21 protein-coding genes are annotated in these 23,897 nt (G+C 70.7%); 11 read left to right on the forward strand and 10 right to left on the reverse strand.

What is annotated here, in order from left to right; all coding sequences use genetic code 11:
• Positions 1-126 precede the first annotated feature (126 nt).
• A complete protein-coding gene (locus ACE101_RS23995) occupies positions 127-546 on the forward strand; it encodes a DUF3597 domain-containing protein (RefSeq protein ID WP_379135025.1) in 420 nt (139 codons plus the stop codon).
• 45 nt (positions 547-591) lie between these two features.
• Here ACE101_RS23995 and ACE101_RS24000 read toward each other — a convergent pair whose 3' ends face one another.
• Positions 592-1,476 (reverse strand): fumarylacetoacetate hydrolase family protein, encoded by an 885-nt coding sequence (locus tag ACE101_RS24000; protein WP_379135028.1) that lies wholly within the window; start codon positions 1,474-1,476, stop codon positions 592-594.
• A 389-nt stretch (positions 1,477-1,865) separates the two neighbouring features.
• Here ACE101_RS24000 and ACE101_RS24005 point away from each other — a divergent pair, with 389 nt between their 5' ends.
• A complete protein-coding gene (locus ACE101_RS24005) occupies positions 1,866-3,161 on the forward strand; it encodes an OmpP1/FadL family transporter (RefSeq protein WP_379135030.1) in 1,296 nt (431 codons plus the stop codon).
• A gap of 78 nt (positions 3,162-3,239) precedes the next feature.
• Here ACE101_RS24005 and phaC read toward each other — a convergent pair whose 3' ends face one another.
• The gene (gene phaC / locus ACE101_RS24010) at positions 3,240-4,988 is read right to left on the reverse strand and encodes a class I poly(R)-hydroxyalkanoic acid synthase (protein WP_379138891.1); all 1,749 of its coding nucleotides are present in this window, start codon (positions 4,986-4,988) and stop codon (positions 3,240-3,242) included.
• 160 nt (positions 4,989-5,148) lie between these two features.
• On the opposite strand from phaC, the gene ACE101_RS24015 reads away from it, so the two are divergent.
• From ACE101_RS24015 to ACE101_RS24035, 5 genes are all read left to right on the forward strand, one after another.
• Entirely contained in the window at positions 5,149-5,475 is a 327-nt protein-coding gene (locus ACE101_RS24015; protein WP_379135032.1) for a hypothetical protein, read from the forward strand.
• A gap of 235 nt (positions 5,476-5,710) precedes the next feature.
• Complete coding sequence (locus ACE101_RS24020; protein WP_379135034.1) at positions 5,711-6,931, forward strand: LL-diaminopimelate aminotransferase; 1,221 nt, start codon at positions 5,711-5,713, stop codon at positions 6,929-6,931.
• A 193-nt stretch (positions 6,932-7,124) separates the two neighbouring features.
• The gene (locus tag ACE101_RS24025) at positions 7,125-7,340 is read left to right on the forward strand and encodes a hypothetical protein (protein ID WP_379135037.1); all 216 of its coding nucleotides are present in this window, start codon (positions 7,125-7,127) and stop codon (positions 7,338-7,340) included.
• 128 nt (positions 7,341-7,468) lie between these two features.
• On the forward strand, positions 7,469-7,816 hold the full coding sequence (locus ACE101_RS24030; RefSeq protein WP_379135039.1) for a hypothetical protein: 348 nt from the start codon (positions 7,469-7,471) through the stop codon (positions 7,814-7,816).
• A gap of 119 nt (positions 7,817-7,935) precedes the next feature.
• On the forward strand, positions 7,936-8,316 hold the full coding sequence (locus ACE101_RS24035; RefSeq protein ID WP_379135042.1) for a hypothetical protein: 381 nt from the start codon (positions 7,936-7,938) through the stop codon (positions 8,314-8,316).
• Between the two features lie 12 nt (positions 8,317-8,328).
• Here the strand turns inward: ACE101_RS24035 and ACE101_RS24040 are convergent, their stop codons facing one another.
• Positions 8,329-9,315, reverse strand: coding sequence for a quinone oxidoreductase family protein (locus ACE101_RS24040; RefSeq protein WP_379135044.1), 987 nt, complete (start codon positions 9,313-9,315; stop codon positions 8,329-8,331).
• A 305-nt stretch (positions 9,316-9,620) separates the two neighbouring features.
• On the opposite strand from ACE101_RS24040, the gene ACE101_RS24045 reads away from it, so the two are divergent.
• Positions 9,621-11,894: a S8 family serine peptidase gene (locus ACE101_RS24045; protein ID WP_379135046.1), complete on the forward strand. Its 2,274-nt coding sequence runs from the start codon at positions 9,621-9,623 to the stop codon at positions 11,892-11,894.
• Positions 11,895-11,934: 40 nt separating this feature from the next.
• On the opposite strand, the gene ACE101_RS24050 is transcribed toward ACE101_RS24045, so the two are convergent.
• The 3 genes from ACE101_RS24050 to ACE101_RS24060 form a co-directional block, all read right to left on the reverse strand.
• Positions 11,935-12,192 carry a hypothetical protein gene (locus ACE101_RS24050; RefSeq protein ID WP_379135049.1) on the reverse strand — a complete coding sequence of 86 codons (258 nt, stop codon included), beginning with the start codon at positions 12,190-12,192 and terminating at the stop codon, positions 11,935-11,937.
• 80 nt (positions 12,193-12,272) lie between these two features.
• Positions 12,273-12,590 carry a S8 family serine peptidase gene (locus ACE101_RS24055; protein ID WP_379135051.1) on the reverse strand — a complete coding sequence of 106 codons (318 nt, stop codon included), beginning with the start codon at positions 12,588-12,590 and terminating at the stop codon, positions 12,273-12,275.
• A 609-nt stretch (positions 12,591-13,199) separates the two neighbouring features.
• A complete protein-coding gene (locus ACE101_RS24060) occupies positions 13,200-16,943 on the reverse strand; it encodes a vitamin B12-dependent ribonucleotide reductase (protein ID WP_379135054.1) in 3,744 nt (1,247 codons plus the stop codon).
• A gap of 535 nt (positions 16,944-17,478) precedes the next feature.
• Here ACE101_RS24060 and ACE101_RS24065 point away from each other — a divergent pair.
• Together ACE101_RS24065 and ACE101_RS24070 are read left to right on the forward strand one after the other, a co-directional pair.
• The gene (locus ACE101_RS24065) at positions 17,479-17,895 is read left to right on the forward strand and encodes an NADH:ubiquinone oxidoreductase subunit NDUFA12 (RefSeq protein ID WP_379135057.1); all 417 of its coding nucleotides are present in this window, start codon (positions 17,479-17,481) and stop codon (positions 17,893-17,895) included.
• Between the two features lie 131 nt (positions 17,896-18,026).
• Positions 18,027-18,683 carry a DUF2155 domain-containing protein gene (locus ACE101_RS24070; RefSeq protein WP_379135059.1) on the forward strand — a complete coding sequence of 219 codons (657 nt, stop codon included), beginning with the start codon at positions 18,027-18,029 and terminating at the stop codon, positions 18,681-18,683.
• A gap of 267 nt (positions 18,684-18,950) precedes the next feature.
• Here the strand turns inward: ACE101_RS24070 and aat are convergent, their stop codons facing one another.
• The 4 genes from aat to ACE101_RS24090 all read right to left on the reverse strand — a co-directional run bounded on the left by aat (position 18,951) and on the right by ACE101_RS24090 (position 22,510).
• Entirely contained in the window at positions 18,951-19,631 is a 681-nt protein-coding gene (gene aat, locus ACE101_RS24075; protein WP_379135062.1) for a leucyl/phenylalanyl-tRNA--protein transferase, read from the reverse strand.
• Between the two features lie 110 nt (positions 19,632-19,741).
• The gene (gene accC / locus ACE101_RS24080; protein WP_379135065.1) at positions 19,742-21,097 is read right to left on the reverse strand and encodes an acetyl-CoA carboxylase biotin carboxylase subunit; all 1,356 of its coding nucleotides are present in this window, start codon (positions 21,095-21,097) and stop codon (positions 19,742-19,744) included.
• A 10-nt stretch (positions 21,098-21,107) separates the two neighbouring features.
• Entirely contained in the window at positions 21,108-21,587 is a 480-nt protein-coding gene (gene accB / locus ACE101_RS24085; RefSeq protein WP_379135068.1) for an acetyl-CoA carboxylase biotin carboxyl carrier protein, read from the reverse strand.
• Positions 21,588-21,736: 149 nt separating this feature from the next.
• Positions 21,737-22,510, reverse strand: a complete 774-nt coding sequence (locus ACE101_RS24090) for a DsbA family protein (RefSeq protein WP_379138894.1) — start codon at positions 22,508-22,510, stop codon at positions 21,737-21,739.
• 199 nt (positions 22,511-22,709) lie between these two features.
• Here ACE101_RS24090 and ACE101_RS24095 point away from each other — a divergent pair, with 199 nt between their 5' ends.
• Positions 22,710-23,882 carry an aminotransferase class I/II-fold pyridoxal phosphate-dependent enzyme gene (locus ACE101_RS24095; protein ID WP_379135070.1) on the forward strand — a complete coding sequence of 391 codons (1,173 nt, stop codon included), beginning with the start codon at positions 22,710-22,712 and terminating at the stop codon, positions 23,880-23,882.
• The last annotated feature ends 15 nt before the right edge of the window (positions 23,883-23,897 follow it).

The following is a 23,897-nucleotide window of genomic DNA, read 5'->3' on the forward strand; positions in this document are numbered from 1 at the left end:
GTCCGGTCCGCGTCATCGGGGCCGCCGCGCCAGGAACGGAGTGCGGACCGGTTCGTTGAACCGCGGCCATGGGCGCGTTGCGGCGGCACCGAGATCGCCGGCCCCCATGTCAGAGGAGAGAGCGCGATGAGCCTGCTTGGAACGATCGTCAGCAAGATCCTGCATCCCTTCGGCGGCGGCGAGGCCCAGGCCGCGACGCCGGACGCTTCGGCCTCGGGGAGCGCCGCGCCCGGCTCGGCCGGCGGTGCCGGTCCGGCCACCACCGGCACGGTCCCCACCGTCGACGGCAAGGTCGATGTCGAGGCCGTGCTGTCGGACCTCGCGGCCAAGGCCGGCCAGCCGCTCAACTGGCGCACCTCGATCGTGGACCTGATGAAGCTCCTGCACCTCGACAGCAGCCTCTCGGCCCGCAAGGAACTCGCGAGCGAGCTGAACTACACCGGCGACACCAACGATTCCGCCACGATGAACGTCTGGCTGCACAAGCAGGTGATCAAGAAGCTGGAGGAGAACGGCGGCAAGGTCCCGGACGACCTGAAGGACTGAGACCGGCCGCGCCGCGGCCCCTCGGCGGGGCCGCGGCCACGGGCCTCAATTCGTCGGCTCGCCGGCCGCGACCTTGGCGGTCCAGTCGTCGAAGGCGATGACGTTCTGGCGCTGCTCGCCCAGCCCCTCGATGCCGAGACTCACCACGTCGCCGGCCTTCAGGAAGCGCGGCGGCTTCATGCCGAGGCCGACGCCCGGCGGGGTGCCCGTGGTGATGACGTCGCCCGGCTCCAGCAGCATGAAGTGCGACAGGTAGGAGACGATCTGGCGGCAGTCGAAGATCATCGTCTTCGTCGAGCCCGTCTGCATCCGCTCGCCGTTGACGTCGAGCCACATCGAGAGGTTCTGCACGTCGGGGATCTCGTCCGGGGTGACGAGCCACGGGCCGAGCGGGCCGAAGGTCGGGCAGCCCTTGCCCTTGGTCCAGGTGCCGCCCCGCTCGAGCTGGAATTCCCGCTCCGAGACGTCGTTGCAGACGCAGAACCCCGCCACGTAGTTCATCGCCTCGTTGGCATGCACGTAGGAGGCGCGCTTGCCGATGACGATCGCGAGTTCGACCTCCCAATCGGTCTTGGCCGAGGCTTTCGGGATGATGACGTCGTCGTTCGGCCCGACGATGCAGGACGGCGCCTTGTTGAAGATGATCGGCTCGGCGGGGATCGGCGAGTTGGTCTCGGCGGCGTGATCCGCGTAGTTCAGCCCGATCGCGATGAAGTTGCGCACGAACCCGACGCAGGGCCCGAGCCGCGTGCCCGCCGAGACCAGGGGCAGGGTGGCCGGGTCGATCGCCCGCAGATTGCCGAGGCTCTCGGCCGCGAGGGTCGGCCCCGCGATGTCGCGGATCACGCCCGACAGGTCGCGGATCGTGCCGTCCGGGCCGACGATCCCAGGCTTCTCGTCGCCGCTCTCGCCCCAGCGTACCAGCTTCATGACGGATCCTCCCGCTCGCGGCCGGCGGCTGCCGCCGGACCTCGGGCCGAGATGGGGCATCCGCCCCCCATCCGGCAAGCGTCGGCGCGCTTGCCCCCGTCCGCGGCGTGGCAATTCCAGCACACCGGTCGACATTCCGGCGGCGGGCGCCGCCGGTCGGCGCCGCGCGCAGGATTACCGGAACGGATGACAATAGTGCAGAAAAGATCAGGAAACCCATCCTTAAGGTAATGGCGTCGATCGATCAGTCGAGGGAACCGGACCCGCGCGGCCCGCGCCCCCGCGGGCCGATTGCGGCGGCGGTGCGGAGTACGGCAGAGTACGGCCACGCTGCCGAGCCGGGACTCAAGATTCGCGGGCGGGGCGGCCCTGGAGGGGATGGAAACGTCATGATCACGAGGATCAGGGGCGCGCTGCTGGCGGGCGTTGCCCTGGGGATGAGCGTCGGAGCCACCGGCGGGGCGATGGCGGGGGCCTTCGGCCTGCGCGAGCAGAGCGCGCAGGCGCAGGGCCTGGCCTTCGCGGGCGGGGCCTCGGGCTCCGGCGGCCTGTCGTCGATGTTCTGGAACCCCGCCGTCGTGACGATGAAGCCGGGCTGGAACTCGGACTTCAACGCCACGGTGGTGATACCGCAGGCGGAATTCACGACGCTGCCGGGCACCTTCGCGCCGCTGCGCACCCTCGGGGAGTCCGGCGATATCGGCCAGGCGGCGGTGCTGCCGGCGACCTACGCCAATTACCAGCTCAGCGACCGCCTGTTCATCGGCCTGTCCGGCGCGGCGCCCTTCGGCCTGATCACCAAGCCCAGCCAAGTCTGGTCGGGGCAGGTCTACAGCCGCTCCTCGCGGGTGTTCTCCCTGAACTTCAACCCGGTGATCGGCTACAGGGTGACCGACTGGCTGTCGGTCGCGGCGGGCCCGACCATCGAGTACTTCAAGCTCAAGCTGCGCCAGGCCACCGGCATCCTGCCGACCTCGCCGAGCGCCGAGCTGAGAGGCACGGATTGGGGCGTCGGCTTCACCGCGGGCGTGCTGATCCAGCCCACCGCCGGCACCACGATCGGCGTCGGCTACCGCTCCTCGATCCACCACGAACTCGAAGGGCTCGCCACCGGCGTGCCCGGCCGGATCCGCGCCAACCTCAACACTCCGGAGAAGATCTCGGTCGGCCTGACCCAGGCCGTGACGCCGGACTTCCGGCTCAATTTCGGCTTCGAGTGGGACAACTGGTCGAGGCTCGGCGAGCCGGCGATCGTCTCGACCTCCCTCAACCGGACGGTCTCGTCGCTGCCGCTGAACTACAAGGACGGGTTCTACTACTCGGTCGGCGGCGAGTACGATCTCAACCCGCAATGGACGGTGCGGGCGGGCTTCGCCTACGAGGTCTCGCCGATCGACGACAGCAACCGCTCGACCCGGCTGCCGGACGGCGACCGCTACTGGGGCGCGATCGGCGCGAGCTACCGCTACAGCGAGAAGATCCAGTTCGACATCGCCTACTCGCACCTGTTCGCGGCGGGCCGCAACCGGATCGCGATCATCCCGGGCGACCAGCTCTACCGGGCGCCGCTCGCCTATCTGGCGACGACGGATGCGAGCGCCGACGTGGTGTCGGTCGGCCTGAAGTACCGCTGGGACAACCCGCCGGCCCCGCTCGCCCCGGCGCCGATCGTCCGCAAGTACTGAGACGCATGACCGGGGGCCTCGCGCTCCCGGCGCATGCGGAGAACCGGGGCCGGGGGCGCGGAGCCCCCGGCCCGCGCCTCACGCCCGGATCCGCACGTAGGTGCCGGGCGCGGGGGCGAGCGAGGGAAGCTGGCCGCCGCCGGGCTCGCGGGCCGGAACCCGCTCGGGAGCCTGGCCCTCGATCCACGAGAACCAGTAGGGCCACCACGAGCCCGGATGCTCGACGGCGGCGGCGATCCACTCGCTCAGGGAGCCGTGGGCGGGACCGCCGGTCCAGTACTGGTATTTCGGCTTGCTCGGCGGGTTGACCACGCCCGCGATGTGGCCCGAGCCGGCGAGCACGTAATCGACCGGACCGCCGAAGGCGCGGCAGCCCTCGAAGACCGACAGGGCCGGGGCGATGTGGTCCTCGCGGGTGGCGAGGTTGAAGATCGGGATCGTCACCCGGCCGAGATCGAGCCGGACGTTGCCGATCTCCATCTCGCCCCGCGAGAGCTTGTTCTCCAGGTAGCAGTTGCGCAGGTAGAACGAGTGGTTCGCCGCCGGCATCCGGGTCGCGTCGGAGTTCCAGTAGAGCAGGTCGAAAGGCAGCGGCGCCTTGCCCTTCAGGTAGTTGTTGACGACGTAGGGCCAGATCAGGTCGTTCGGCCGCAGCATGTTGAAGGCGGTGGCCATCTTCGAGCCGTCGAGGTAGCCGCGGCTCTGCATGCTGGCCTCGACCGCCTGGATCTGCTGCTCGTCGACGAAGACCTTGAGGTCGCCGGCATGCGTGAAGTCGACCTGGGTGGTGAGGAAGGTGGCGCTGCCGATGCGCGGGTCGTCGGTCGCGGCCATGTAGGCGAGGGTCACGCCGAGCAGCGTGCCGCCGACGCAGTAGCCCACCGCCGAGACCTCGCGCTCGCCCGTCGCCGTCTCGATCGCGTCGAGAGCCGCGAAGATGCCCTCGCGCATGTAGCTCTCGAAATCCTTCTTCGCGTGCCGCTCGTCCGGATTGACCCAGGAGATCACGAACACCGTGAGCCCCTGCGACACCGCCCAGCCGATGAAGCTCTTATCCTTGTTGAGGTCGAGGATGTAGAACTTGTTGATCCAGGGCGGCACGATCAGGAGCGGGCGCTTGAGCACCGTCTCGGTCTGGGGGGCGTACTGGATCAGCTCCATGAGGTCGTTGCGGAAGATGACCTCGCCCGGCGTGTTCGCCATGTTGACGCCGATCTCGAAGCGGCCCGGATCGGTCTGGCGCAGACGCAGCTCCCCGCGCCCGGCCTCGACGTCCTCGGCCAGCATCTTCATGCCGCGCACGAGGTTGGCGCCGCTCTCCGACAGCGTGTCCCGGAGCAGCTCCGGGTTCGTCATCACGAAGTTCGAGGGCGAGAGGGCGCTCGACAATTGCCTGACGTAGAAGCGGGCCTTGGCGCGGGTGTGGTCGTCGAGCCCCTCGGCCTCGTCGACCAGGATCTCGGCCCAGCGGCTGGTGATGAGGTAGCCCTGCTTGAGGAAGTCGAACATCGGGTTCGACGACCATTCGGGGGCGGCGAAGCGCTTGTCGCGCGGGTCGGGCATCACCACGGGCGGCGCGGCCTCGCCCTGCATCCGCTGCAGGGTCGCGCCCCACAGGGCCAGGAACTGGCCGCCGATCAGGGTCTGCGCCTCCGCCGCCTTGTGGGGATCGGTGAACCAGCGTTCGGCCACGGTGCCGAGCGTCCGCACCACCTCCGCGACGCCGTCGGCCGCGGACGAATCGGTCTTGCCCTGCTCGAAGGGCTTGGCGTAGGCCGCCATCGCCCGCCCGAACTCCTCGACCAACAGCCCCGCATTGCGGGACATCGATTCAACGTCCACGACAGGCGTCGCGATCTTCTCGACCGTCACGCGTGCACTCCTCCCTCACGGGTCGGCCGCCCCTGCGGGATGGGCCGCCTTTCAGACAAATTAAGGCCTCACAACCGGCTTCCGCCAGATCTCGATTGGGTTTTATTCAGCCGCCATGCGTCCTCAGAGGCTCCTCATCCTGCTTGCCCTCGCGTCCGCACCGCTGCTCTCGGCCTGCGTCCTCGACAGCGCCACGGTCCGGGACGCCGCGCAATCGGCGGGCTTCACCCCCAAGCCCCCGCAATCGGCGGACTTCGTCGTCCAGTCGCGGCGCGAGAACACCGACTACCTCCCGGTCGGGGTGTCGGCCCCGCCCCGCACGATCCGCGCCAAGTCGGCGACGGGCGTGAAGGACCTCGAAGCCGACCTCGACGCCAGCCGCCGCCGCAACGAGGCGAAAGGCAAGGATGCGGCCAAGGCCGTGGTTCCGGCCGCGCGATAGGCGAGAGGCGAGAGGGCAGGGCGGTCGGTCATGCGCGGGCCCGGGGCTCCTGCCAGACTTGTGCGACAGGGCGACGATGCCGGGCGGGCCCGCATTCGACTTCCGTGGGGTCCGGAGGCGGTTTCGTCGCGGGCCGAACGGGGCTAAGCAGAACGACTCCGGCGGCATGGGCGCCGCCGGCCGTGCTAAGACGCGACAGGCGCCGCAGCGATCGGCGCCGACCAGGATCCGGCCGATGACCGACTTTCACCGCATCAAGCGACTGCCCCCTTACGTCTTCGAGCAGGTCAACCGGATCAAGGCCGCCGCCCGGGCCAACGGCGCCGACATCATCGATCTCGGCATGGGCAACCCGGATCTCGACGCGCCCCGCCACGTGATCGAGAAGCTGGTCGAGACGGCCGGCAAGCCGCGCACCGACCGCTACTCCGCCTCGAAGGGCATCGCGGGCCTGCGCCGGGCCCAGGCCGGCTACTACGCCCGCCGCTTCGGCGTGACCCTCAACCCCGAGACCCAGGTCGTGGCGACGCTGGGCTCGAAGGAGGGCTTCGCCAACATGGCCCAGGCGATCACCGCCCCGGGCGACGTGGTGCTGGTGCCGAACCCGAGCTATCCGATCCACGCCTTCGGCTTCCTGATGGCGGGGGGCGTGATCCGCTCCGTCCCCGCCGAGCCGACGCCGGCCTTCTTCCCGGCGGCCGAGCGGGCGATGCAGCACTCGATCCCCAAGCCGGTGGCCCTGGTGGTCTGCTACCCCTCGAACCCGACCGCCTACGTCGCCTCCCTCGACTTCTACCGGGACCTCGTCGCCTTCGCGAAGAAGCACGAGCTGATCCTGCTCTCGGACCTCGCCTATGCGGAGGTCTATTTCGACGACAACAACCCGCCGCCCTCCGTGCTGCAGGTGCCGGGTGCCATCGACGTCACGGTGGAATTCACCTCGCTGTCGAAGACCTTCTCGATGGCCGGCTGGCGCATGGGCTTCGCGGTGGGCAACGAGCGGCTGCTCGCGGCGCTGACGCGGGTGAAGTCCTATCTCGATTACGGCGCCTTCACGCCGATCCAGGTCGCCGCGACCGCGGCGCTGAACGGCCCGGAGGAGTGCATCCACGAGATGCGCGCCACCTACCGGCGGCGGCGCGACGCGCTGGTCGATTCGTTCCAGAAATGCGGCTGGACCATCCCCGTCCCCTCCGCCTCGATGTTCGCCTGGGTGCCGATCCCGGAGAAGTTCCGGGGCCTCGGCAGCCTCGAATTCTCCAAGCTCCTCGTGGAGAAGGCCGACGTGGCGGTGGCGCCGGGCATCGGCTTCGGCGAGCACGGGGACGAGTTCGTGCGCATCGCCCTCGTCGAGAACGAGCAGCGCATCCGCCAGGCCGCCCGCAACATCCGCCGTTTCTTCGACGGGGCGGAGCGCACCCTGCACAACGTCGTGCCCATGCAGAAGGCCGTGTGAGGGCGGGGCTCCGGCCCCGGGCAACCGCTTGCGCACTTGCCCGGGGCTCCGGCGCTCCCCGGTTGTGGCCGGGGGGTGACAGGGCGGGGGAAAGCCCCGCCCGGCGGCCCGCTGGCGGGCGCTGCGCCTTGATCGGAGCGAGGCGCGGCGTCAGGGTTGCGGCCACGCTGTCTAGGTCACACCCGGGTTCCCCATGCGTCGTTCGCTGACAATCGTCGGTCTCGTGCTCGCGGCCCTCGCGCCGGCCGCCTGCGCGCCGAACCCGATCGTCGCCCGCGATCCGGTGCCCGCGCCGGGACCCGAGGAGGCGTATCGCTGCGAATCCCGCTCGGCCGTGCTCAACGGCTACTGGAGCACCTGCGAGCCGGTGCTGCGCGAGCGCGAGGTCGTGGTGCGCAGCAAGGGCTGACGCCTCCGGCGCGACGGCCCCGCGCACGCGGCGCGACAAGAAGCGCTCGCCGAGAAACACTCGCCAAGAAACGCTCGGCGCTCCTGGCGCGTTGACGGAGCATTCGCCGTCGCGCCGAGGATCCGCCCGTGCTTCGCCCCTCGCTCCTCATCGCCGCCCTGCTCGTCGCAGGTCCCGCCGCCGCCCAGACGGCCGGCGCGCCGCTGACCGTGCGGGTGCGGCCCGAGCCGATCCCGCGCGAGGACATCTACGCCCGCGCCGCCGCCCGCGGGCCGGTGGTGCTGCAGGTCGACCCCTTCGCTCCGCGGAGCGGCCTGCCTCTGGTGGCGATCCGCGCCGTGCCCATCGCCTCGGTGCAGAATGGCGGCGCCTTCGGGCCGACCGGCTTCGGCTACTACAACGATGCGGTCAGCGAGGGCCCGCTCAACCGCCGCTCGCGGCCGGCCGCCTACGTCCTCGGCAGCCGGCCTGACTGAGCGCTCGGCAGACGAGGCGGTGGCGCGCCACCGCTTGGTCCGCTTCGATTCCCGCTGTGTCGCAGGTTCATGTCGCAAAGCCGGCGACCATTGTTGCGAAACCCGCTGAGGAGGCTTCCATGCGTGCCGCCTTCGCCCTCGTCCTGGTCGCGCTCGCCGGCATCGCCGGTCCCGCCGCCGCGCAGAGCGTCGGCTACGTCACCGGCATTCCGGGCCGCGATCCGGCCGGCGACGACGAGATCGGCTGGGGACCGGCCTACCGGCCCGAGACCAGCTTCTCCCAGCCCGGCACCCCGCCGACGCCCGGCGATTTCGCGGGCGCCGCCTACCGCGCGCGCACCGGCCGGGGCGTCTACGACGACGTGCAGGGGCCAACCGCCGGCTTCGGGCCTGCGCACGAGGCGCCCGTGACGGCACCCCGGCGCCGGGTACGGGCCCAGGCACCGGCCCGCCACCGGCAGGCGCGGGTCCGGCCGCCGCACCGGCAGGCGGCGCGCTGACCCGCGCGGGGCTCAGCCCTCCGGCACGATGACGATCGCGCCGGCGACGCGGCGCGCCTCGGCCGCCTCGTGCGCCTCCGCGATGCGCCCGAGGGGGAAGCGCTCCCCGATATCGACCCGCACATGCCCCTGCGCGATCGCCTCGAAGAGGTCGGCGGCGTTGGCGCGGAAGGTCTCGACCTCGGCGTTGTGCGGGAAGACGGAGGGCCGCGTCAGGAACAGGCAGCCCTTCTTGTTCAGCAGTTCGGGGTCGATGGCGGGGGAGGGGCCCGAGGCCGCCCCGTAGGAGACGACGAGCCCGAACGGCGCCGCGCAGTCGAGGGACCGGATCAGGGTGTCCTTGCCGACCGCGTCGTAGACGACCCGCGCCTTGCGCCCGCCCGTCGCCGCCAGGAAGGCCTGCGGCCAGTCCGGGTCGCCGAGATCCACCACCGCTTGGCAGCCGGCCGCGAGGGCGGCGTCCCGCTTCTGCGGCGACCCCGTGGTGCCGATGACGGTGGCGCCGAGCGCGGTGGCCCAGCGGGTGAGGATCTGCCCGACGCCCCCCGCCGCCGAGTGGACCAGCAGCAGATCCCCCGCCTGCACCGCATGGGTCTTGCGCAGCAGGTACTGGGCGGTCATGCCCTTGAACAGCAGGGAGGCCGCGGCCTCGTCGCTCACCGCCTCCGGCAGGACGACGAGCTTGTCCGCCGGGACGTTGCGCCGGTCCGCATAGGCGCCGACCCCGGCATTCATGTAGGCGACGCGGTCGCCTTCCCGGATGGTGCCGACGCCGGGGCCGACCGCCTCGACCACGCCGGCCGCCTCGAAGCCGAGCCCGGTGGGCAGCGGCAGCGGATAGGCGCCCCGGCGCTGATAGATGTCGATGAAGTTGAAGCCGATGGCGGTCTGACGGATCTGGACCTCGCCGTCGCGCGGCGGCGCCAGTTCCTCGGTGCGGAGCGACAGGACCCGCGGGGGACCGAACTCCGTGATCACCACCCTGCTTGCGCTGGACATGGGAGAGCGCCTCCTCACCTCGTTGCGATGGGCCGCCGGTCGGGCGGGCCCGCCGCCTCGGCCGAAGGCTGTTCTAAAGGCAAAGCGGGACCTGCGGATCCCGGCCTCCGTCGCGGCTGATGCGCGTCCCCGTCACGCCGCCGCGGTCCGGCCGCATCAAAGCCTCGTTCACCCTTCGGCAGACCAGCGATCGCGCGGGACCCGCCCCGGGCGGGATCGCTCGAATTGCGCGCATACCCCTCATGCGCCGGTGACGCCCGGCGGGTCTTGTGATCTCCACGCAGGCCAGGGGGGGCACGCTGCCGATGACCAAGACGCCCATCACGACCGCCCGGGGACTGGTCGAGGAGGAGGAGAACGGCCTCGACGGGCTCTGGGACTTCGTCCGGGGGCACACCGCGGCGCAGCGTTTCGCGGCGGCGCAGGACTTCGTGAGCGGCACGGCCCCGCACGGGGCGGACCTCCTCCAGGCGCCCGGCGTCGCGGGCAGCGCGCTCGCCGCCGCCGGCTACGATCCGGCGATCGACAAGGGCCAGTGGAACATCGCCGCGATGTACGGCCCGAAGGCGCAGGCGATCCTGAAGCAGTTCAACGGCCAGGGCGTGCATATCGGCCTCTACGACGACGGCATCGACAAGACCAGCGCCGCGGTGATGGCGCATTACGACGCCTCGCGCGAACTCACGATCAGCGGCGTGAAGGCCGATCCCGGCCTCCTCGCCGGCAACGGCCAGGGCGTCCACGGCACCGCGACGGCGGGCCTGCTCGTCGCCGATGCCGGCCGGACCGGCGGGCAGATGACCGGCCTCGCCTACGGGGCGGGCCTGACGGCGGTCAACATCTTCAGCGGCGCGGCCTCGGGCACCGGGATGCTCGCGGCGATCGCGCAGATGAGCCGGTTCGACGTCACCTCGAACTCCTGGGGCTGGAGCGCCAAGTGGGCCGACCGCGCCGACCTCTCCGGGTCGTTCGGCCGGCAGCTCATCGCCAACCTCACGGCGGCCGCGACCACCGGCCGGGGCGGGCTCGGCACCGTGATCGTGAAGGCGGCCGGCAACGACTGGTTCACCGACCATCGCGACGCCAACACCCAGGAATTCAACGCCGACCGGCACGTGATCACCGTGGGAGCGGTGGGCCAGAACGGCACCGTGGCCTTCTACTCGCAGCGCGGCGCCTCGGTCCTCGTCTCGGCCTATTCCAGCGGCGGCGGCGCCGGCATCCTGACCACGGACCGGACCGGGGCGGCGGGCTACGCGGCGGGCGACCTCACCAGCACCTTCGGGGGCACCTCCGCGGCCACGCCGCAGGTCGCGGCGGTGGTCGCCGACATGCTCTCGGCCAATGCGAGGCTCGGCGCCCGGGACGTCCAGGCGATCCTGGCGCTCGCCGCGCGCGACACGGAATCGGCGGTCTTCACCACCGCCCGCACCGGCAACATGGCCTACGGCTTCACGGTGAACGCCGCCCGGACCGTCAATGGCGGCGGCTATCACGTCTCGAACGACGTCGGGTTCGGCACCCTGAACGCCCATGACGCGATCCGCGAGGCGGAGGTGTGGTCCTATTTCGAGCCCGCCCCGCAGACCTTCGCCAACGAGCTGAGGCTCTCGGCGAGCGCGGCCGGCAAGGCGGTGCCGGCCACCGGCACGGGGGCGAGCTTCAGCTTCACGGTCGGCGGGGGGATGACGGTGGAGAGCGTCGCGCTGGCGCTCACCGTGACGACGAAGAACCTCGACGCCATGAAGGTCGTGCTGACCGACCCCTACGGCAACCGGTCGATCCTGCTCGACGCGTCGCAGACCCTGGCGGGCGAGACCGGGAACGCGGCGAGCGGCCTGACCTGGACCCTCGGCTCGCAGGCCTTCCGGGGCGAGATCCCGGCCGGCACCTGGACCGCCGCGGTGACCGACCCCAAAGCCACCGACGGGCTGGTGGTGAGCGCCGCCCGCCTCGACGTCTTCGGCGCCTCGGCCGCGCTGCCGCACGTCTTCCACTACACCGACGAAGCCCTGATGATGCAGGCGGACAACCCGGCCCGGAAGATCCTGAGCGACCCGGGCACGAGCAATGCCTGGATCGACACCGCGGCGATGACCGGAACCACCCGCATCGACCTGCGGGCGGGCGCCACCTCCACGGTGGACGGCCGGGCCTTCCTGACCCTCGCGCAGGGCACCACCATCAACCGGGTGACGCTCGGCGACGGCGCCGCGACGGTGACCGCGAACAACAACGGCGACACGGTCGTGGCCGGCCACGGCTTCGCGACCATCGCGGGCGGCACCGGCGCCGACACGCTGGTCGCGGGCTATGGCGGGGCGCGGATGACGGGCGGCGCCGGGGCGGACGTGTTCGCCTTCGGGCATGACGGCTTCGGCACCACGACGATCACCGATTTCGTGCGCGGCGTCGACACGATCGACCTGCGCGGCCTGCACGACCTCTGGGGCTCGCTGCGCATCACCGAGACCGCCGCGCAGACCCTGATCACCGGCCTCGACGGGGCCGGCGACGCCATCGCGCTCCTCAACATGGGGAATCAGCGCCTGACGGCGAGCGACTTCCTGTTCGCGTGAGGGCGGCGCGGCCTCGGGACGGCCCCTGCGGCCGCCGGCCTCAATCCTCGATGACGGCCTTGACCCGGGAGGCACGTTCGAGCCGCGCGGCCAGGCGCGGCGTCGCGACGAGACCGACCATGCCGAAGGCCGTCGGCTCCCCGAACCCGCCGAGTTCCGCTTGCAGCCGCTCGCGCGTGACGAGGGCTTTCAGGGCCTGAAGATCGTCCGCGGTCTTGCGCAGTTGCTCCTTCACGAGCGCGGTGCGCTCCTCCCGGGCCGGAGCGCCTGTCTTGAAGACGACGGTGTAGCGGTGCATGTCCCCGGACGCCGCCTGCGATCCGGGAAGACCGACCGGGCTCGGCGTGTTCGATGCGGATTTCCGTGGAGCCGTCGCCATCAGAGATACCGTGCGATCTTGGCGGAGCGCCGGCCCGTCTGCACGGACGACGCGTTGGCCAGGAGCTTCGCCCGCAATGCCTGCGCCGACAAGGTGGGCTCTCGACACAGGTAGAGCGCCGCGACGCCGGTGGCGTCCGCGGTGAATTCCTGCAGCAGCCAGTTGAGGCCGTAGACCACGCGCATGAAGCTGGTGCGTGCGGTCTCGCTCTCGATCACCGAGGCGACCATCAGCTCCGCCTCGGGCGCCACGCCGACCGTCGAACCCGCGATGATCCCGCAGACATGCGGGCCATGGCCGTCCGGCTCGATATCCAATTATTTCGGAGATTCAATCAAATATAATATACGCCAATGCCGAGCTTTACCGCAAGAGGAGTCGCACTTCATAGCATCAGGCGCAGATCTCATTATGTAAATGTATTTTCCAACTGCATTTTTAAACACATTCAGAAGTTCATGAATATTCGCCAATCATACTTTTCCCGAGACTGACAGTCCACCGATAGAGCTGTCTGAATTTACAGACGATATGGCCCCCGCCTCACAGGATCTTGGGAGCGGAACAGCAAATCGTCGTCGCCTCGCCACAGGCCGAGAACGGAAACGAACGCCCCGTGATCAAAGCATGCGTCGCGATGGGCAGGAGCAAACGAGCGGCCTTCGTTCTCGGCAGCCCCTCGGCCGCGGAGCGCCCTTGAATGATGCTCCATCATCCGGCGCACCGGAGGTGGTCAGGACGGCTTCGAGGGTCGACAGACGGCCATCGACGGTCGCGCGGACGATCTGCGATCGCCAGTGCCCCGGGGTGACGAGCGCTCGGCTTCCGGATCCTCTCGCGACCCTCGACGACGAAAGGCCCGGGCGGAGAATATCCGCCCGGGCCTTCGATTCCGTCAGGACGGGCCGGTCGGTCGGCCCGGGGCGTCACGAGCACCCGGTCGTGGAGCCGCAGGTGTCGCACTTCAGGCAGGTGCCGTTGCGGACCAGCGTGAAGTTCGCGCATTCGGGGCAGGCCTCGCCCACGTAGCCCTTCATCTTCGCCTCGGCGCGGCGGTCGGCGACGCTGCGGCCGGCGACGGCCGGATCGGGCTTGGCGAAGGGGAGGGGCTCGGTCAGCGCCTCGATCTTGCCGGCCAGGGCCGGCTCGGTCTTCAGCGCCACCGCGCCCCGCACGGCGTGGATGGTGCCGCCGGCCGGGGCCGACTGGCCGGTCGCGGGAGCGGCCACCCCCGCGGTGGCGCTCGCCGGGCCGCCCTGGATCAGGGTCAGCCGGTCGGCCGAGCCGCGCAGCAGGCCCCGCGACACCACCGCCGCCACCGCCGGTTCGGGCGCCGGCTGCTTCGACTGCGCGACGCCGCCGCCCATCACCGTCGAGCCGATCTCGGACGGGTCGACATGCGCGAGGTCGGTGCGGCCGAGATACGAGATCGCCAGCTCGCGGAAGACGTAGTCGAGGATCGAGGTCGCGTTCTTGATCGCGTCGTTGCCCTGCACGAAGCCCGCCGGCTCGAAGCGGGTGAAGGTGAAGGCGTCGACGTATTCCTCCAGCGGCACGCCGTATTGCAGGCCCAGCGAGATCGCGATGGCGAAGTTGTTCATCAGCGACCGGAAGGCGGCGCCCTCCTTGTGCATGTCGATGAAGATCTCGCCGAGGCGGCCGTCATCGTACTCGCCGGTGCGCAGATAGACCTTGTGCCCGCCGACCACCGCCTTCTGGGTGTAGCCCTTGCGGCGATCCGGCATCTTCTCGCGGGAGCGGATCCGCTCGACGCGCTCGATCACCCGCTCGACGATCTTCTCGGCCACCGCCACGGTCTTGGCGGCGGTCGGCTGGGCGAGCAGGGTCTCGACCGCCTCCTCGACGTCGTCCTCGTCGTCATCGGCGATGAGCGCGGCGTTGAGGGGCTGCGAGAGCTTCGAGCCGTCGCGATAGAGGGCGTTCGCCTTCAGGCCCAGCGTCCAGGACAGCCGGTAGGCCTCCTTGCAATCCTCCACCGTGGCGTCGTTGGGCATGTTGATGGTCTTGGAGATCGCCCCCGAGATGAAGGGCTGCGCCGCCGCCATCATGCGGATGTGGCTCTCGACCGAGAGGTAGCGCTTGCCCGTGCGCCCGCACGGATTGGCGCAGTCGAAGACCGGGTAATGCTCGCGCTTCAGGTGCGGCGCGCCCTCGAGCGTCATCGCCCCGCAGACGTGGATGTTCGCCGCCTCGATCTCGCGCTTGCCGAAGCCGAGATGCGCCAGGAGGTCGAAGGCCGGATCGGCGAGCTTCTCGGACGGGACCTTGAGGGTCTGGGTCAGGAAGTCGTCGCCCAGCGTCCAGCGGTTGAACACGAACTTGATGTCGAAGGCCGATTTCAGGCCGGCCTCGACCGCCGCGATCTTCTCGTCCGTGAAGCCCTTGGCCCGCAGGCTGCCCGGGTTGATGCCGGGCGCCTGGCCGAGCGAGCCGTGGCCCACCGCATAGGCCTCGATCTCGGCGATCTCGGATTCCCGGTAGCCCAGCGCCCGCAGCGCGTCCGGCACCGCCCGGTTGATGATCTTGAAGTAGCCGCCGCCGGCGAGCTTCTTGAACTTCACCAGCGCGAAGTCGGGCTCGATGCCGGTGGTGTCGCAATCCATCACGAGGCCGATCGTGCCGGTCGGCGCGATCACGGTGGCCTGCGCGTTGCGGTAGCCGTGCTCCTCGCCGAGGGCCAGCGCCCGGTCCCAGGCCCGGGTCGCGTGACCCACGAGGTCGGCCAGGGGGCAGGCCGCGTGGTCGAGGGGCACCGGCTTGGTGTTGAGGAACTCGTAGCCCTCGGCCTCGCCATGGGCGGCCCGGCGATGGTTGCGGATCACCCGCAGCATCGCGTCGGCATTCTCCTCATAGGCCGGGAAGGGGCCGAGCTCGCGCGCCATCTCGGCGGAGGTGGCATAGGCCACGCCCGTCATGATCGCGGTGAGCGCCCCCGCCAGCGCCCGCCCCTCGCGGGAATCGTAAGGGAGGCCCATCGTCATCAGCAGGCCGCCGACATTGGCGTAGCCGAGGCCCAGCGTGCGGTAGCGGTAGGAGAGGTCGGCGATCTCGCGCGAGGGGAACTGCGCCATCGTCACCGAGATCTCGAGCACCACCGTCCACAGGCGGCAGAGATGCTCGTAGGCCTCGACGTCGAAGGTCTTGGCCGTGCGGTCGTAGAGCGCCAGCAGGTTCGCCGAGGCGAGGTTGCAGGCGGTGTCGTCCAGGAACATGTATTCGGAGCACGGGTTCGAGGCCCGGATCCGCCCGCCCGCCGGGCAGGTGTGCCAGTCGTTCATGGTGGTGTTGAAGTGCAGGCCCGGATCGGCCGAGGCCCAGGCGGCCGTGCCGATCTTTTCCCACAGGTCGCGGGCCTTGGGCGTCCGCGTCACCTTGCCGCCGATGCGGGCCTTGAGCGGCCAGTCGGCATCCGCCTCCACGGCGCGCAGGAACTCGTCGGTGAGCGAGACCGAGTTGTTGGAGTTCTGGCCCGAGACCGTGAGATAGGCCTCCGAATCCCAGTCGGTGTCGAAGATCGGGAAATCGACCTCGGTGGCGCCCTGGCGGGCGGACTGGATCACGCGCTTGATGTAGGCGTCCGGCACCATGGCGCGGCGGGCGGCCTTCACCTCGCGCTTCAGCGCCGGGTTGCGCTCGGGGTCGAAGCAGGCATCGCCCTCCGCCTCGCAGTTCACGCAGGCGCGCATCACCGCCTTGAGATGCTTGGCGGCGACCTTCGAGCCGGTGACGAGGGCGGCGACCTTCTGCTCCTCCTTCACCTTCCAGTCGATGAAGGCCTCGACGTCCGGATGGTCGATGTCGACGATCACCATCTTGGCGGCACGGCGCGTGGTGCCGCCCGACTTGATGGCGCCCGCCGCGCGGTCGCCGATCTTGAGGAAGCTCATCAGGCCCGACGAGCGCCCGCCGCCCGCGAGCTTCTCGTTCTCGCCGCGCAGGGCGGAGAAGTTCGAGCCGGTGCCCGAGCCGTACTTGAACAGGCGCGCCTCGCGGACCCACAGGTCCATGATGCCGCCCTCGTTCACGAGGTCGTCGGCCACCGACTGGATGAAGCAGGCATGCGGCTGCGGATGCTCGTAGGCGGTCGCCGACCGGGTCAGCTCGCCCGTGCGGAAATCGACGTAGAAGTGGCCCTGGCTCGGGCCGTCGATCCCGTAGGCCCAGTGCAGGCCGGTGTTGAACCATTGCGGCGAGTTCGGCGCCACCATCTGGCGGGCGAGCATGGCGCGCAGCTCATCGAGGAAGGCCTGCGCGTCCTCCTCGGCGGTGAAGTAGCCGCCCTTCCAGCCCCAGTAGGTCCAGCAGCCGGCGAGCCGGTCGAAGACCTGCGTGGCCGAGGTCTCCGAGCCGTAGCGGGCCTCCTCCGGCAGGGCGGCGAGCGCCGCCTCGTCGGGCACCGAGCGCCACAGGAAGGAGGGAACGTCGTTCTCCTCCACGCGCCTCAGGGCCGCCGGCACGCCCGCCTTGCGGAAATACTTCTGGGCCAGCACGTCGCAGGCGACCTGGCTCCAGGCCTCCGGCACGTCGATCCCGTCGAGGCGGAACACGACCGAGCCGTCCGGATTGCGGATCTCGCTCACCGCCTTCCTGAAGGGGATGCCCGCATAAGGGGATTGTCCGGCCGTGGTGATGCGCCGCTCGATCCGCATGAAGTCCTCTCCCAAAAGACATGACAGCCCGAACCGCGACCCGCGCGGCCGTTCCCCCAGACAAGGTTCAGGATGCCTCTCCCCAGCGCATCAACGCGCGGCCAGGGATCGCCCACCGCAGCTTGGCGCCGCGGGGCTGGTGGACGTTCAGCCGGCGAACCGGTCGTCCAACCTGCGGGCAAGCTAGCGAGCTTCGGGGCTCCGCGTCAACAACTAGTGTGCCGCCTCCCTGTTCCCCGCTAGATGTTGTGCCGGCGACCCAATTCCTGTGGATATCCCGACCCGCGCCGGTAACTCCGCATCGGCCCTTCGGGATTCGCCGCGAAATTTTTCGCTGTGCACCGGCGAGTCACGCCGTCGCGCGGTCCACGCGCCGGGGATCTGGTGCAAATCGGCCACGGCCGGTCCTGCGCCCCGGGGATGGCGCCCTGCGACGCAGGGCGGCTGGACTTCGCGGGACGGCGTCACCATAGTCCGGCGCGAATTTCTCCACGCGCGGGCGCCGGCTGCCCGCGCCAGCGACGAGACGGCCGCGATGGCGCTGAAAGACACTCTCCTGCGGATCTTCACGTGGTGGAGCGGCTCGACCGTGAGCCTCGACCTCTACACCAAGCGCCACGGCAGCCATGTCGGCACGGACGAGTTCGGCAACCGCTACTACCGGGCGAACGGCCCGCTGATCGATCCCTCGGTGGGGCCCGAGCGCCGCTGGGTGATCTACAACGGCGAGGCGGATGCCTCGAAGGTGCCGCCGGGCTGGCGCGGCTGGCTCAGCCACACGGTGGACGTGGCGCCGAGCGAGGAGACCTACGTCCCGCGCGAGTGGCAGAAGCCGCACGAGGAGAACCTGACCGGCACGGTGGCGGCCTACCGCCCGCGCGGCTCGCAGCTCTCCTGGGGCCAGCGCCCGGCCGCGACCGGCGACTACGTGCCCTGGACGCCCGGCGAGTAAGCCCTCCGCCGGACGGCCTCCGGACGGATCGTCCGGACGCCGCATCAGACAGCCCCGGCGCGGAACGCCCTTTTTCCACCACCCTTCGGGTGGAGAGAGCAGGCAGCCGAAGGGAGTTCGCGTTGAGCCGCATGACCGCACGATCCTCCGCTGGGGCGGCCCGCGCCGCCGCGCGCGCGGCCCTTGCCCTCTGCCTCGCGGGCTTGGCCGGGAGCTTGGCGGCGCCGTCCGCGCAGGCCGACAAGATCCGCAACCCGACCGCGGTCTTCTCCGGGCTCGACAAGATCACCGGCCGCATCGTCTCCTTCGAGGTGGCGGTGGACGAGACGGTGCAGTTCGGCGCGCTCCAGCTCACGCCGCGGGTCTGCTACACGCGCCCGCCCACCGAGAGCGCCAAGACGACGGCCTTCCTGGAGGTCGACGAGGTCACGCTGGAGAACAAGTACCGCCGGATCTTCACCGGCTGGATGTTCGCCGCGAGCCCCGGCCTGCACGCCATCGAGCACCCGATCTACGACGTCTGGCTGGTCGACTGCAAAGGCGGCACGGACATCATCGCGGAGGCGAAGGAGCAGGACGACGCCCCCGTGGCGGCGGCCAAGCCCGAGCGGCGCCGCCGCGAGCCCGGCCAGCGCGAGGAGGCGCGGCGGGCGCAGCCGGTCAACCGCGAGGGGCAGGTGGACGTGACGCCGCTGCGCGGCACCCCGGTTCAGCCGCGCCAGACCCCGTCGCGGCGCTTCTTCCCGACGAACGAGGGACCGTCGAACTTCAGCTCGGATCCGCGCTGAGGCGACCGCTTCCGCCCCGACCTCCCCGGAAGACGGGACGGTGCCCGGCGCGACGGCGGCGGGCACCGTTTCGCGTCGCGGCATCCGTGACGCTCCTCACGCCCCCTGCCGCGGGCGCTCTGACGCAGCGGCGTCTGTACAACCCCGCCCGCCCGTGTAGATTAACACCCGCCGGGTCCGCTCTCGGCACAGTCGATCCCTCCTCCGCCGACGCGAACATCGTCGGCGGAGCTTTTTCGTGACAATTCGGAACTTGGCGCTGCCGGATTATCCCGGGTCCACGACCCGGTTATCCTGCAGCCAGGCGAGCGCCTCGGCGCCCGAGAGCGGGGCCGGATTCCAGCGGGCCGGGTGCTCCACCGCCTCGCGCAGCAGGCGCTTGTAGACCTGCCGCGGCACCTCGGTGGCGCCGAACTGGGTGAGATGGCTCGTCACGAACTGCGCGTCGAGCAGCCGGTAGCCGTCGCGCTTGAGCCGGGCGGCGAGATGCACCAGCGCCACCTTCGAGGCGTCGCGGGCGAAGTGGAACATGCTCTCGCCGAAGAAGGCGCCGCCGAGGGAGACGCCGTAGAGCCCGCCCACCAGCACCCGCGGCTCGCCCGCATAGACCTCCACCGTGTGGCAGTAGCCCAGGTCGAACAATTCGCCGTAGAGGGCGCGGATGCGGCCGTTGATCCAGGTGCGGACGCTGTCGCGGCGCGGGGCGGCGCAGCCGGCGATGATCCCGTCGAAATCCCGGTCGGTCACCACCTCGAAGGCGTCGGAACGCACCGTGCGGGCGAGCCGGCTCGCCACGTGGAAGCGGTTGAGGGGCAGGATGCCCCGCTCCCGCGGCTCGACCCAGTAGATCGCCGGGTCGTCCGCATCCTCCGCCATCGGGAAGATGCCCGCCGCATAGGCCTTGAGCAGGATCTCGGGCGTGATCTCGACGAAGACGCTGCCGTGCATCGAGGGCTTCCGGTCGAGAGAGGGCTCCATTCTCCACGGGCCGGGCGGCCGTTGTAAATGGCCACCTTGCAGCGGGGCATCGCCGACGCGGCGACGCCCCGCCCGCGCCGTCAGGCGACGTCGAGGCCGCCGGTCCGCAGGAACTCCTCCAGCCAGTGGATGTCGTAGAGGCCGTTCTGGATGTCGGGGTTGCGCACCAGGGTGCGGAAGAGCGGCAGCGTGGTGTCGACCCCGTCCACCACGAATTCGTCGAGGGCCCGGCGCAGGCGCATCAGGCACTCGGTCCGGGTGCGGCCGTGCACGATGAGCTTGCCGAGGAGCGAATCGTAGTGGGGCGGGATCCGGTAGCCCTGGAAGGCCGCGGAATCGACCCGCACGCCGAGGCCGCCCGGCGGGTGGAAATAGGTGATGGTGCCGGGCGAGGGCCGGAAGGTCGCCGGGTGCTCGGCGTTGATGCGGCACTCGATGGCGTGGCCCTCGACCCGCACGTCCTCCTGGCGCAGGGACAGGGGCGCCCCGGCCGCGACCCGGATCTGCTCGTTCACGAGATCGATCCCGGTGATCATCTCGGTGACGGGATGCTCCACCTGGATCCGGGTGTTCATCTCGATGAAGTAGAACTCGCCGTCCTCATACAGGAACTCGATGGTGCCTGCGCCGGTATAGCCGAGTTCCTGCATGGCCCGGGCGCAGATGCCGCCGATGCGCTCGCGCATCTCCGGGTTGAGGGCGGGGGAGGGGCCCTCCTCCCAGACCTTCTGGTGGCGGCGCTGGAGCGAGCAGTCGCGCTCGGCGAGGTGGATCGCGCCGCCGCGCCCGTCGCCCAGCACCTGCACCTCGATGTGGCGCGGCTTCTCGAGATACTTCTCGATGTAGACCGCATCGTCCCCGAAGGCGGCCTTGGCCTCGATGCGGGCGGTGGCGAGGGCGGTCTCCAGATCCTCCTCGCTGCGGGCGACCTTCATGCCGCGCCCGCCGCCGCCCGAGGCGGCCTTGATCAGGACCGGGTAGCCGATCTCGGCCGCGACGCGCCGCGCCTCGTCGGGATCCGAGACGCCGCCCTCCGAGCCCGGCACGCAGGGGATGCCGAGCCGGGTCGCCGTGCGCTTGGCCTCGATCTTGTCGCCCATCACGCGGATGTGCTCCGCCTTCGGGCCGATGAAGCCGATATTGTGGTGGCCGAGCACCTCGGCGAAGCGGGCGTTCTCGGACAGGAAGCCGTAGCCCGGATGCACCGCGTCGGCCCCGGTGATCTCGCAGGCGGCGATGATCGAGGGGATGTTGAGGTAGCTGTCGCGGGCGGGCGGCGGCCCGATGCAGACGCTCTCGTCGGCGAGCCGCACATGCATGGCGTCGGCGTCGGCGGTGGAATGCACCGCCACGGTGGCGATGCCGAGTTCCTTGGCCGCCCGCAGGATGCGCAGCGCGATCTCGCCCCGGTTCGCGATCAGGATCTTGTCGAACATCGGCGCTTCGTCACTCGATCACGAGAAGGGGCTCGCCGAATTCCACCGGCTGGCCGTCCTCGATGAAGATCGCCGTGACCGTGCCGGAGCGGGGCGCCACGATGTCGTTGAAGGTCTTCATCGCCTCGACGAGGAGGAGACGCGCGCCGCTCTCGACCCGCGAGCCCACCTCGACGAAGGGCTTGGCGTCGGGCGAAGGGCGCCGGTAGGCGGTGCCGACCATCGGCGAGAGCACGGCGCCCGGATGGCTCGCCAGCGCCTTCGGGTCCGGCTCCGCGGTGGCGGGCGCCGGCACGGCGGCGGCCGGCAGGGGCGGCGGCGCGGCGGACGGAGCCGCCACCGGCACCTGGATCGCCGTCGCCGCCAGGTTGCGCGCGACGCGGATGCGCAGATCACCCTTCTCGACCTCGATCTCGGTCAGGTCGGTCTCGGCGATCAGGGTCGCGAGCTGGCGCACCAGATCGGGATCGAACGGATCGTGCTTGGACATGCGGTCGGCAATCAGGTCGGTTGAAGGAAGGGATCGGCTCGCCGGAACGACGCGGCGGTGGCCGTGCCGGCCGCAACGAGAGGCGACCGTGCGCGCAATTAGGACCAGTTCGGCCGGATTTCAAACGGCGATTGCGCCGCGCGCGCCGCTCAGCAGGTGGCGTGGCCGCACTGGCGCACGCCCGCGATGGTCTTGCGGATCGGGTCGGCGCCGACCGCGCCCGGGATGATCTCGTCGCCGATGATGAAGGCGGGGGTGCCGGAGAGGCCGAGCTTGTCGCCGAGGCCGACATTCTCCTGAAGGGCGGCCTGCACCTCGGGGGATTGCATGTCCTTCTGCAGGCGCGCGATGTCGACGCCCATCTCCTTGGCCACCGCGACCGCGCGCTCGCCGTTCACGCGGCCGCGGCTCTCGAGAAGCCGGGTGTGATAGTCGAACAGCTTGTCGCCCTTGAGCTGCTGCTTGACCGCGAGCGCCACCTTGCTGGCCTCGACCGAATCCGGGCCGAGGACCGGGAAGTCCTTGAGCACCACCTTGAGCTTGGGATCGGACTTGATCAGCGCCTGCAAGTCGCCGAGCGCCCGCTTGCAGTAGCCGCAATTGTAATCGAAGAACTCGACCAGGGTGACGTCGCCGTTCGGGTTGCCGGCGACGTAGCCCGCCACCCCGTTGTGCAGCACGTCGCGCGTTTCCTTGAGGGCGCTGGCCTGGGCCTGGCGCTGGGCCTCCTGCTGGCGCTTCTCCAGCTCGGCCATCGCCTCCTGCAGCACCTCGGGGTTCTTGAGCAGGTAGTCGCGGATCACGCCCTCGATGGCCTGCCGCTGGACATCCGTCATCGGGGCCTCGGCGCGGGTCGGCGCGGCGGCGAGCGCGAGGGCCCCCGTGAGGGCGAGGGCGGGCAGAAGGCGGGGCAGGGGCAGCATCATCGTCCTCGTGGGCTCCTCGCCTCGCGGAGGTTTCACGTCGCGCGGGCGGCTCTCTCTGCCTGCGGGGTTAGGCGGTTTCGCGGCATGCGGCAAATCACGGTCGCGTCGCCGGGAGGCCGCCCCGCGCCCGCGGCGTTGCGGGATGCGGGCGATGCGCCTTATCTGCCGGGCTCCTCCTTCGCCACGGAATGCTCCCATGCGGCCCGCACCGACCGACCCGCTCGTCTCCCGCCGCGCCGCGCGGGTCGCCCCCTTCCTCGCCATGGACGTGCTCAGCGCCGCCGCCGCCAAGGAGCGGAGCGGGGATTCGGTGGTGCACATGGAGGTGGGCCAGCCCGCCGCCCCGGCGCCGAAGGCCGCCCTCCGGGCGGCGCAGGAGGCGCTGGCGGGCGGGCGCATCCCCTACACGGAGGCGCTCGGCATCGCCCCCTTGCGCGCGCGCATCGCCCGCCACTACGCCGAGGCCTACGGCGTCGCGGTGCCGCCCGAGCGCGTCGTCGTGACCACGGGCTCCTCGGCGGGGTTCGTCCTCGCCTTCCTGGCCCTGTTCGATGCCGGGGGCCGCGTCGCCATCGCGGAGCCGGGCTATCCGGCCTATCGCAGCATCCTCCAGGCCCTCGACCTCGAACCGGTGCCGCTGCGTCTGCGGGCGGAGGACGGCTTCGTGCCGACCGCCGCCGCCCTGCGGGCCGCCCATGCGGAGCGGGCCCTCGCGGGCCTGCTGGTGATGAGCCCGGCCAACCCGTCCGGCACCATGATCGACCCGGTCGGGCTTGCCGAACTCGGCCGCACCTGCCGGGCCCTCGGCGTCGCCTTCGTGTCGGACGAGATCTATCACGGCCTCACCTACGGGGTGCCGGCCGCCACCGCGCTCCAGAGCGATCCGGACGCGGTGATCATCAACTCCTTCTCGAAATACTACTGCATGACGGGCTGGCGGATCGGCTGGATGGTGGTGCCGGAGGGGCTGGTGCGCCCGATCGAGCGGCTGGCCCAGAACCTCTACATCTCGGCGCCCTACCTGTCGCAGGTGGCGGCGCTCGCGGCCTTCGACGCCACCGCGGAGCTGGAGGCGGTCAAGGCCGATTACGCCCGCGCCCGGGCGCTCCTCCTCAACGAGCTGCCGGGGCTCGGCCTCGGCGACGTGCATCCGGCGGACGGCGCCTTCTACCTCTACGCGGACGTGGCCCGGCTCACCAACGACGCGAGCGGCTTCTGCCGCCGCATGCTCGACGAGGCCGGGGTCGCGGCGACGCCGGGCCTCGACTTCGATCCGGCCGAGGGCCACCACCACCTGCGCTTCTCCTTCGCGGGCGGCGAGGCGGAGGCGCACGAGGCGGTGCGACGGCTGCGGGGCTGGCTCGGCTGACCGGCCGCCGGTCCC

Origin of the sequence: Methylobacterium carpenticola, from assembly GCF_042748905.1 — a bacterium.
Classification (GTDB): domain Bacteria; phylum Pseudomonadota; class Alphaproteobacteria; order Rhizobiales; family Beijerinckiaceae; genus Methylobacterium; species Methylobacterium carpenticola.

Bases quoted from the DNA above. Each gene is read 5' to 3' on its own strand.
- ACE101_RS23995 (WP_379135025.1), top strand. From the start codon at position 127: ATGAGCCTGCTTGGAACGATCGTCAGCAAGATCCTGCATCCCTTCGGC.
- ACE101_RS24000 (WP_379135028.1), bottom strand. From the start codon at position 1,476: ATGAAGCTGGTACGCTGGGGCGAGAGCGGCGACGAGAAGCCTGGGATC.
- ACE101_RS24005 (WP_379135030.1), top strand. From the start codon at position 1,866: ATGATCACGAGGATCAGGGGCGCGCTGCTGGCGGGCGTTGCCCTGGGG.
- phaC (WP_379138891.1), bottom strand. From the start codon at position 4,988: ATGTCCCGCAATGCGGGGCTGTTGGTCGAGGAGTTCGGGCGGGCGATG.
- ACE101_RS24015 (WP_379135032.1), top strand. From the start codon at position 5,149: ATGCGTCCTCAGAGGCTCCTCATCCTGCTTGCCCTCGCGTCCGCACCG.
- ACE101_RS24020 (WP_379135034.1), top strand. From the start codon at position 5,711: ATGACCGACTTTCACCGCATCAAGCGACTGCCCCCTTACGTCTTCGAG.
- ACE101_RS24025 (WP_379135037.1), top strand. From the start codon at position 7,125: ATGCGTCGTTCGCTGACAATCGTCGGTCTCGTGCTCGCGGCCCTCGCG.
- ACE101_RS24035 (WP_379135042.1), top strand. From the start codon at position 7,936: ATGCGTGCCGCCTTCGCCCTCGTCCTGGTCGCGCTCGCCGGCATCGCC.
- ACE101_RS24040 (WP_379135044.1), bottom strand. From the start codon at position 9,315: ATGTCCAGCGCAAGCAGGGTGGTGATCACGGAGTTCGGTCCCCCGCGG.
- ACE101_RS24045 (WP_379135046.1), top strand. From the start codon at position 9,621: ATGACCAAGACGCCCATCACGACCGCCCGGGGACTGGTCGAGGAGGAG.
- ACE101_RS24050 (WP_379135049.1), bottom strand. From the start codon at position 12,192: ATGCACCGCTACACCGTCGTCTTCAAGACAGGCGCTCCGGCCCGGGAG.
- ACE101_RS24060 (WP_379135054.1), bottom strand. From the start codon at position 16,943: ATGCGGATCGAGCGGCGCATCACCACGGCCGGACAATCCCCTTATGCG.
- ACE101_RS24065 (WP_379135057.1), top strand. From the start codon at position 17,479: ATGGCGCTGAAAGACACTCTCCTGCGGATCTTCACGTGGTGGAGCGGC.
- ACE101_RS24070 (WP_379135059.1), top strand. From the start codon at position 18,027: ATGACCGCACGATCCTCCGCTGGGGCGGCCCGCGCCGCCGCGCGCGCG.
- aat (WP_379135062.1), bottom strand. From the start codon at position 19,631: ATGCACGGCAGCGTCTTCGTCGAGATCACGCCCGAGATCCTGCTCAAG.
- accC (WP_379135065.1), bottom strand. From the start codon at position 21,097: ATGTTCGACAAGATCCTGATCGCGAACCGGGGCGAGATCGCGCTGCGC.
- accB (WP_379135068.1), bottom strand. From the start codon at position 21,587: ATGTCCAAGCACGATCCGTTCGATCCCGATCTGGTGCGCCAGCTCGCG.
- ACE101_RS24090 (WP_379138894.1), bottom strand. From the start codon at position 22,510: ATGCTGCCCCTGCCCCGCCTTCTGCCCGCCCTCGCCCTCACGGGGGCC.
- ACE101_RS24095 (WP_379135070.1), top strand. From the start codon at position 22,710: ATGCGGCCCGCACCGACCGACCCGCTCGTCTCCCGCCGCGCCGCGCGG.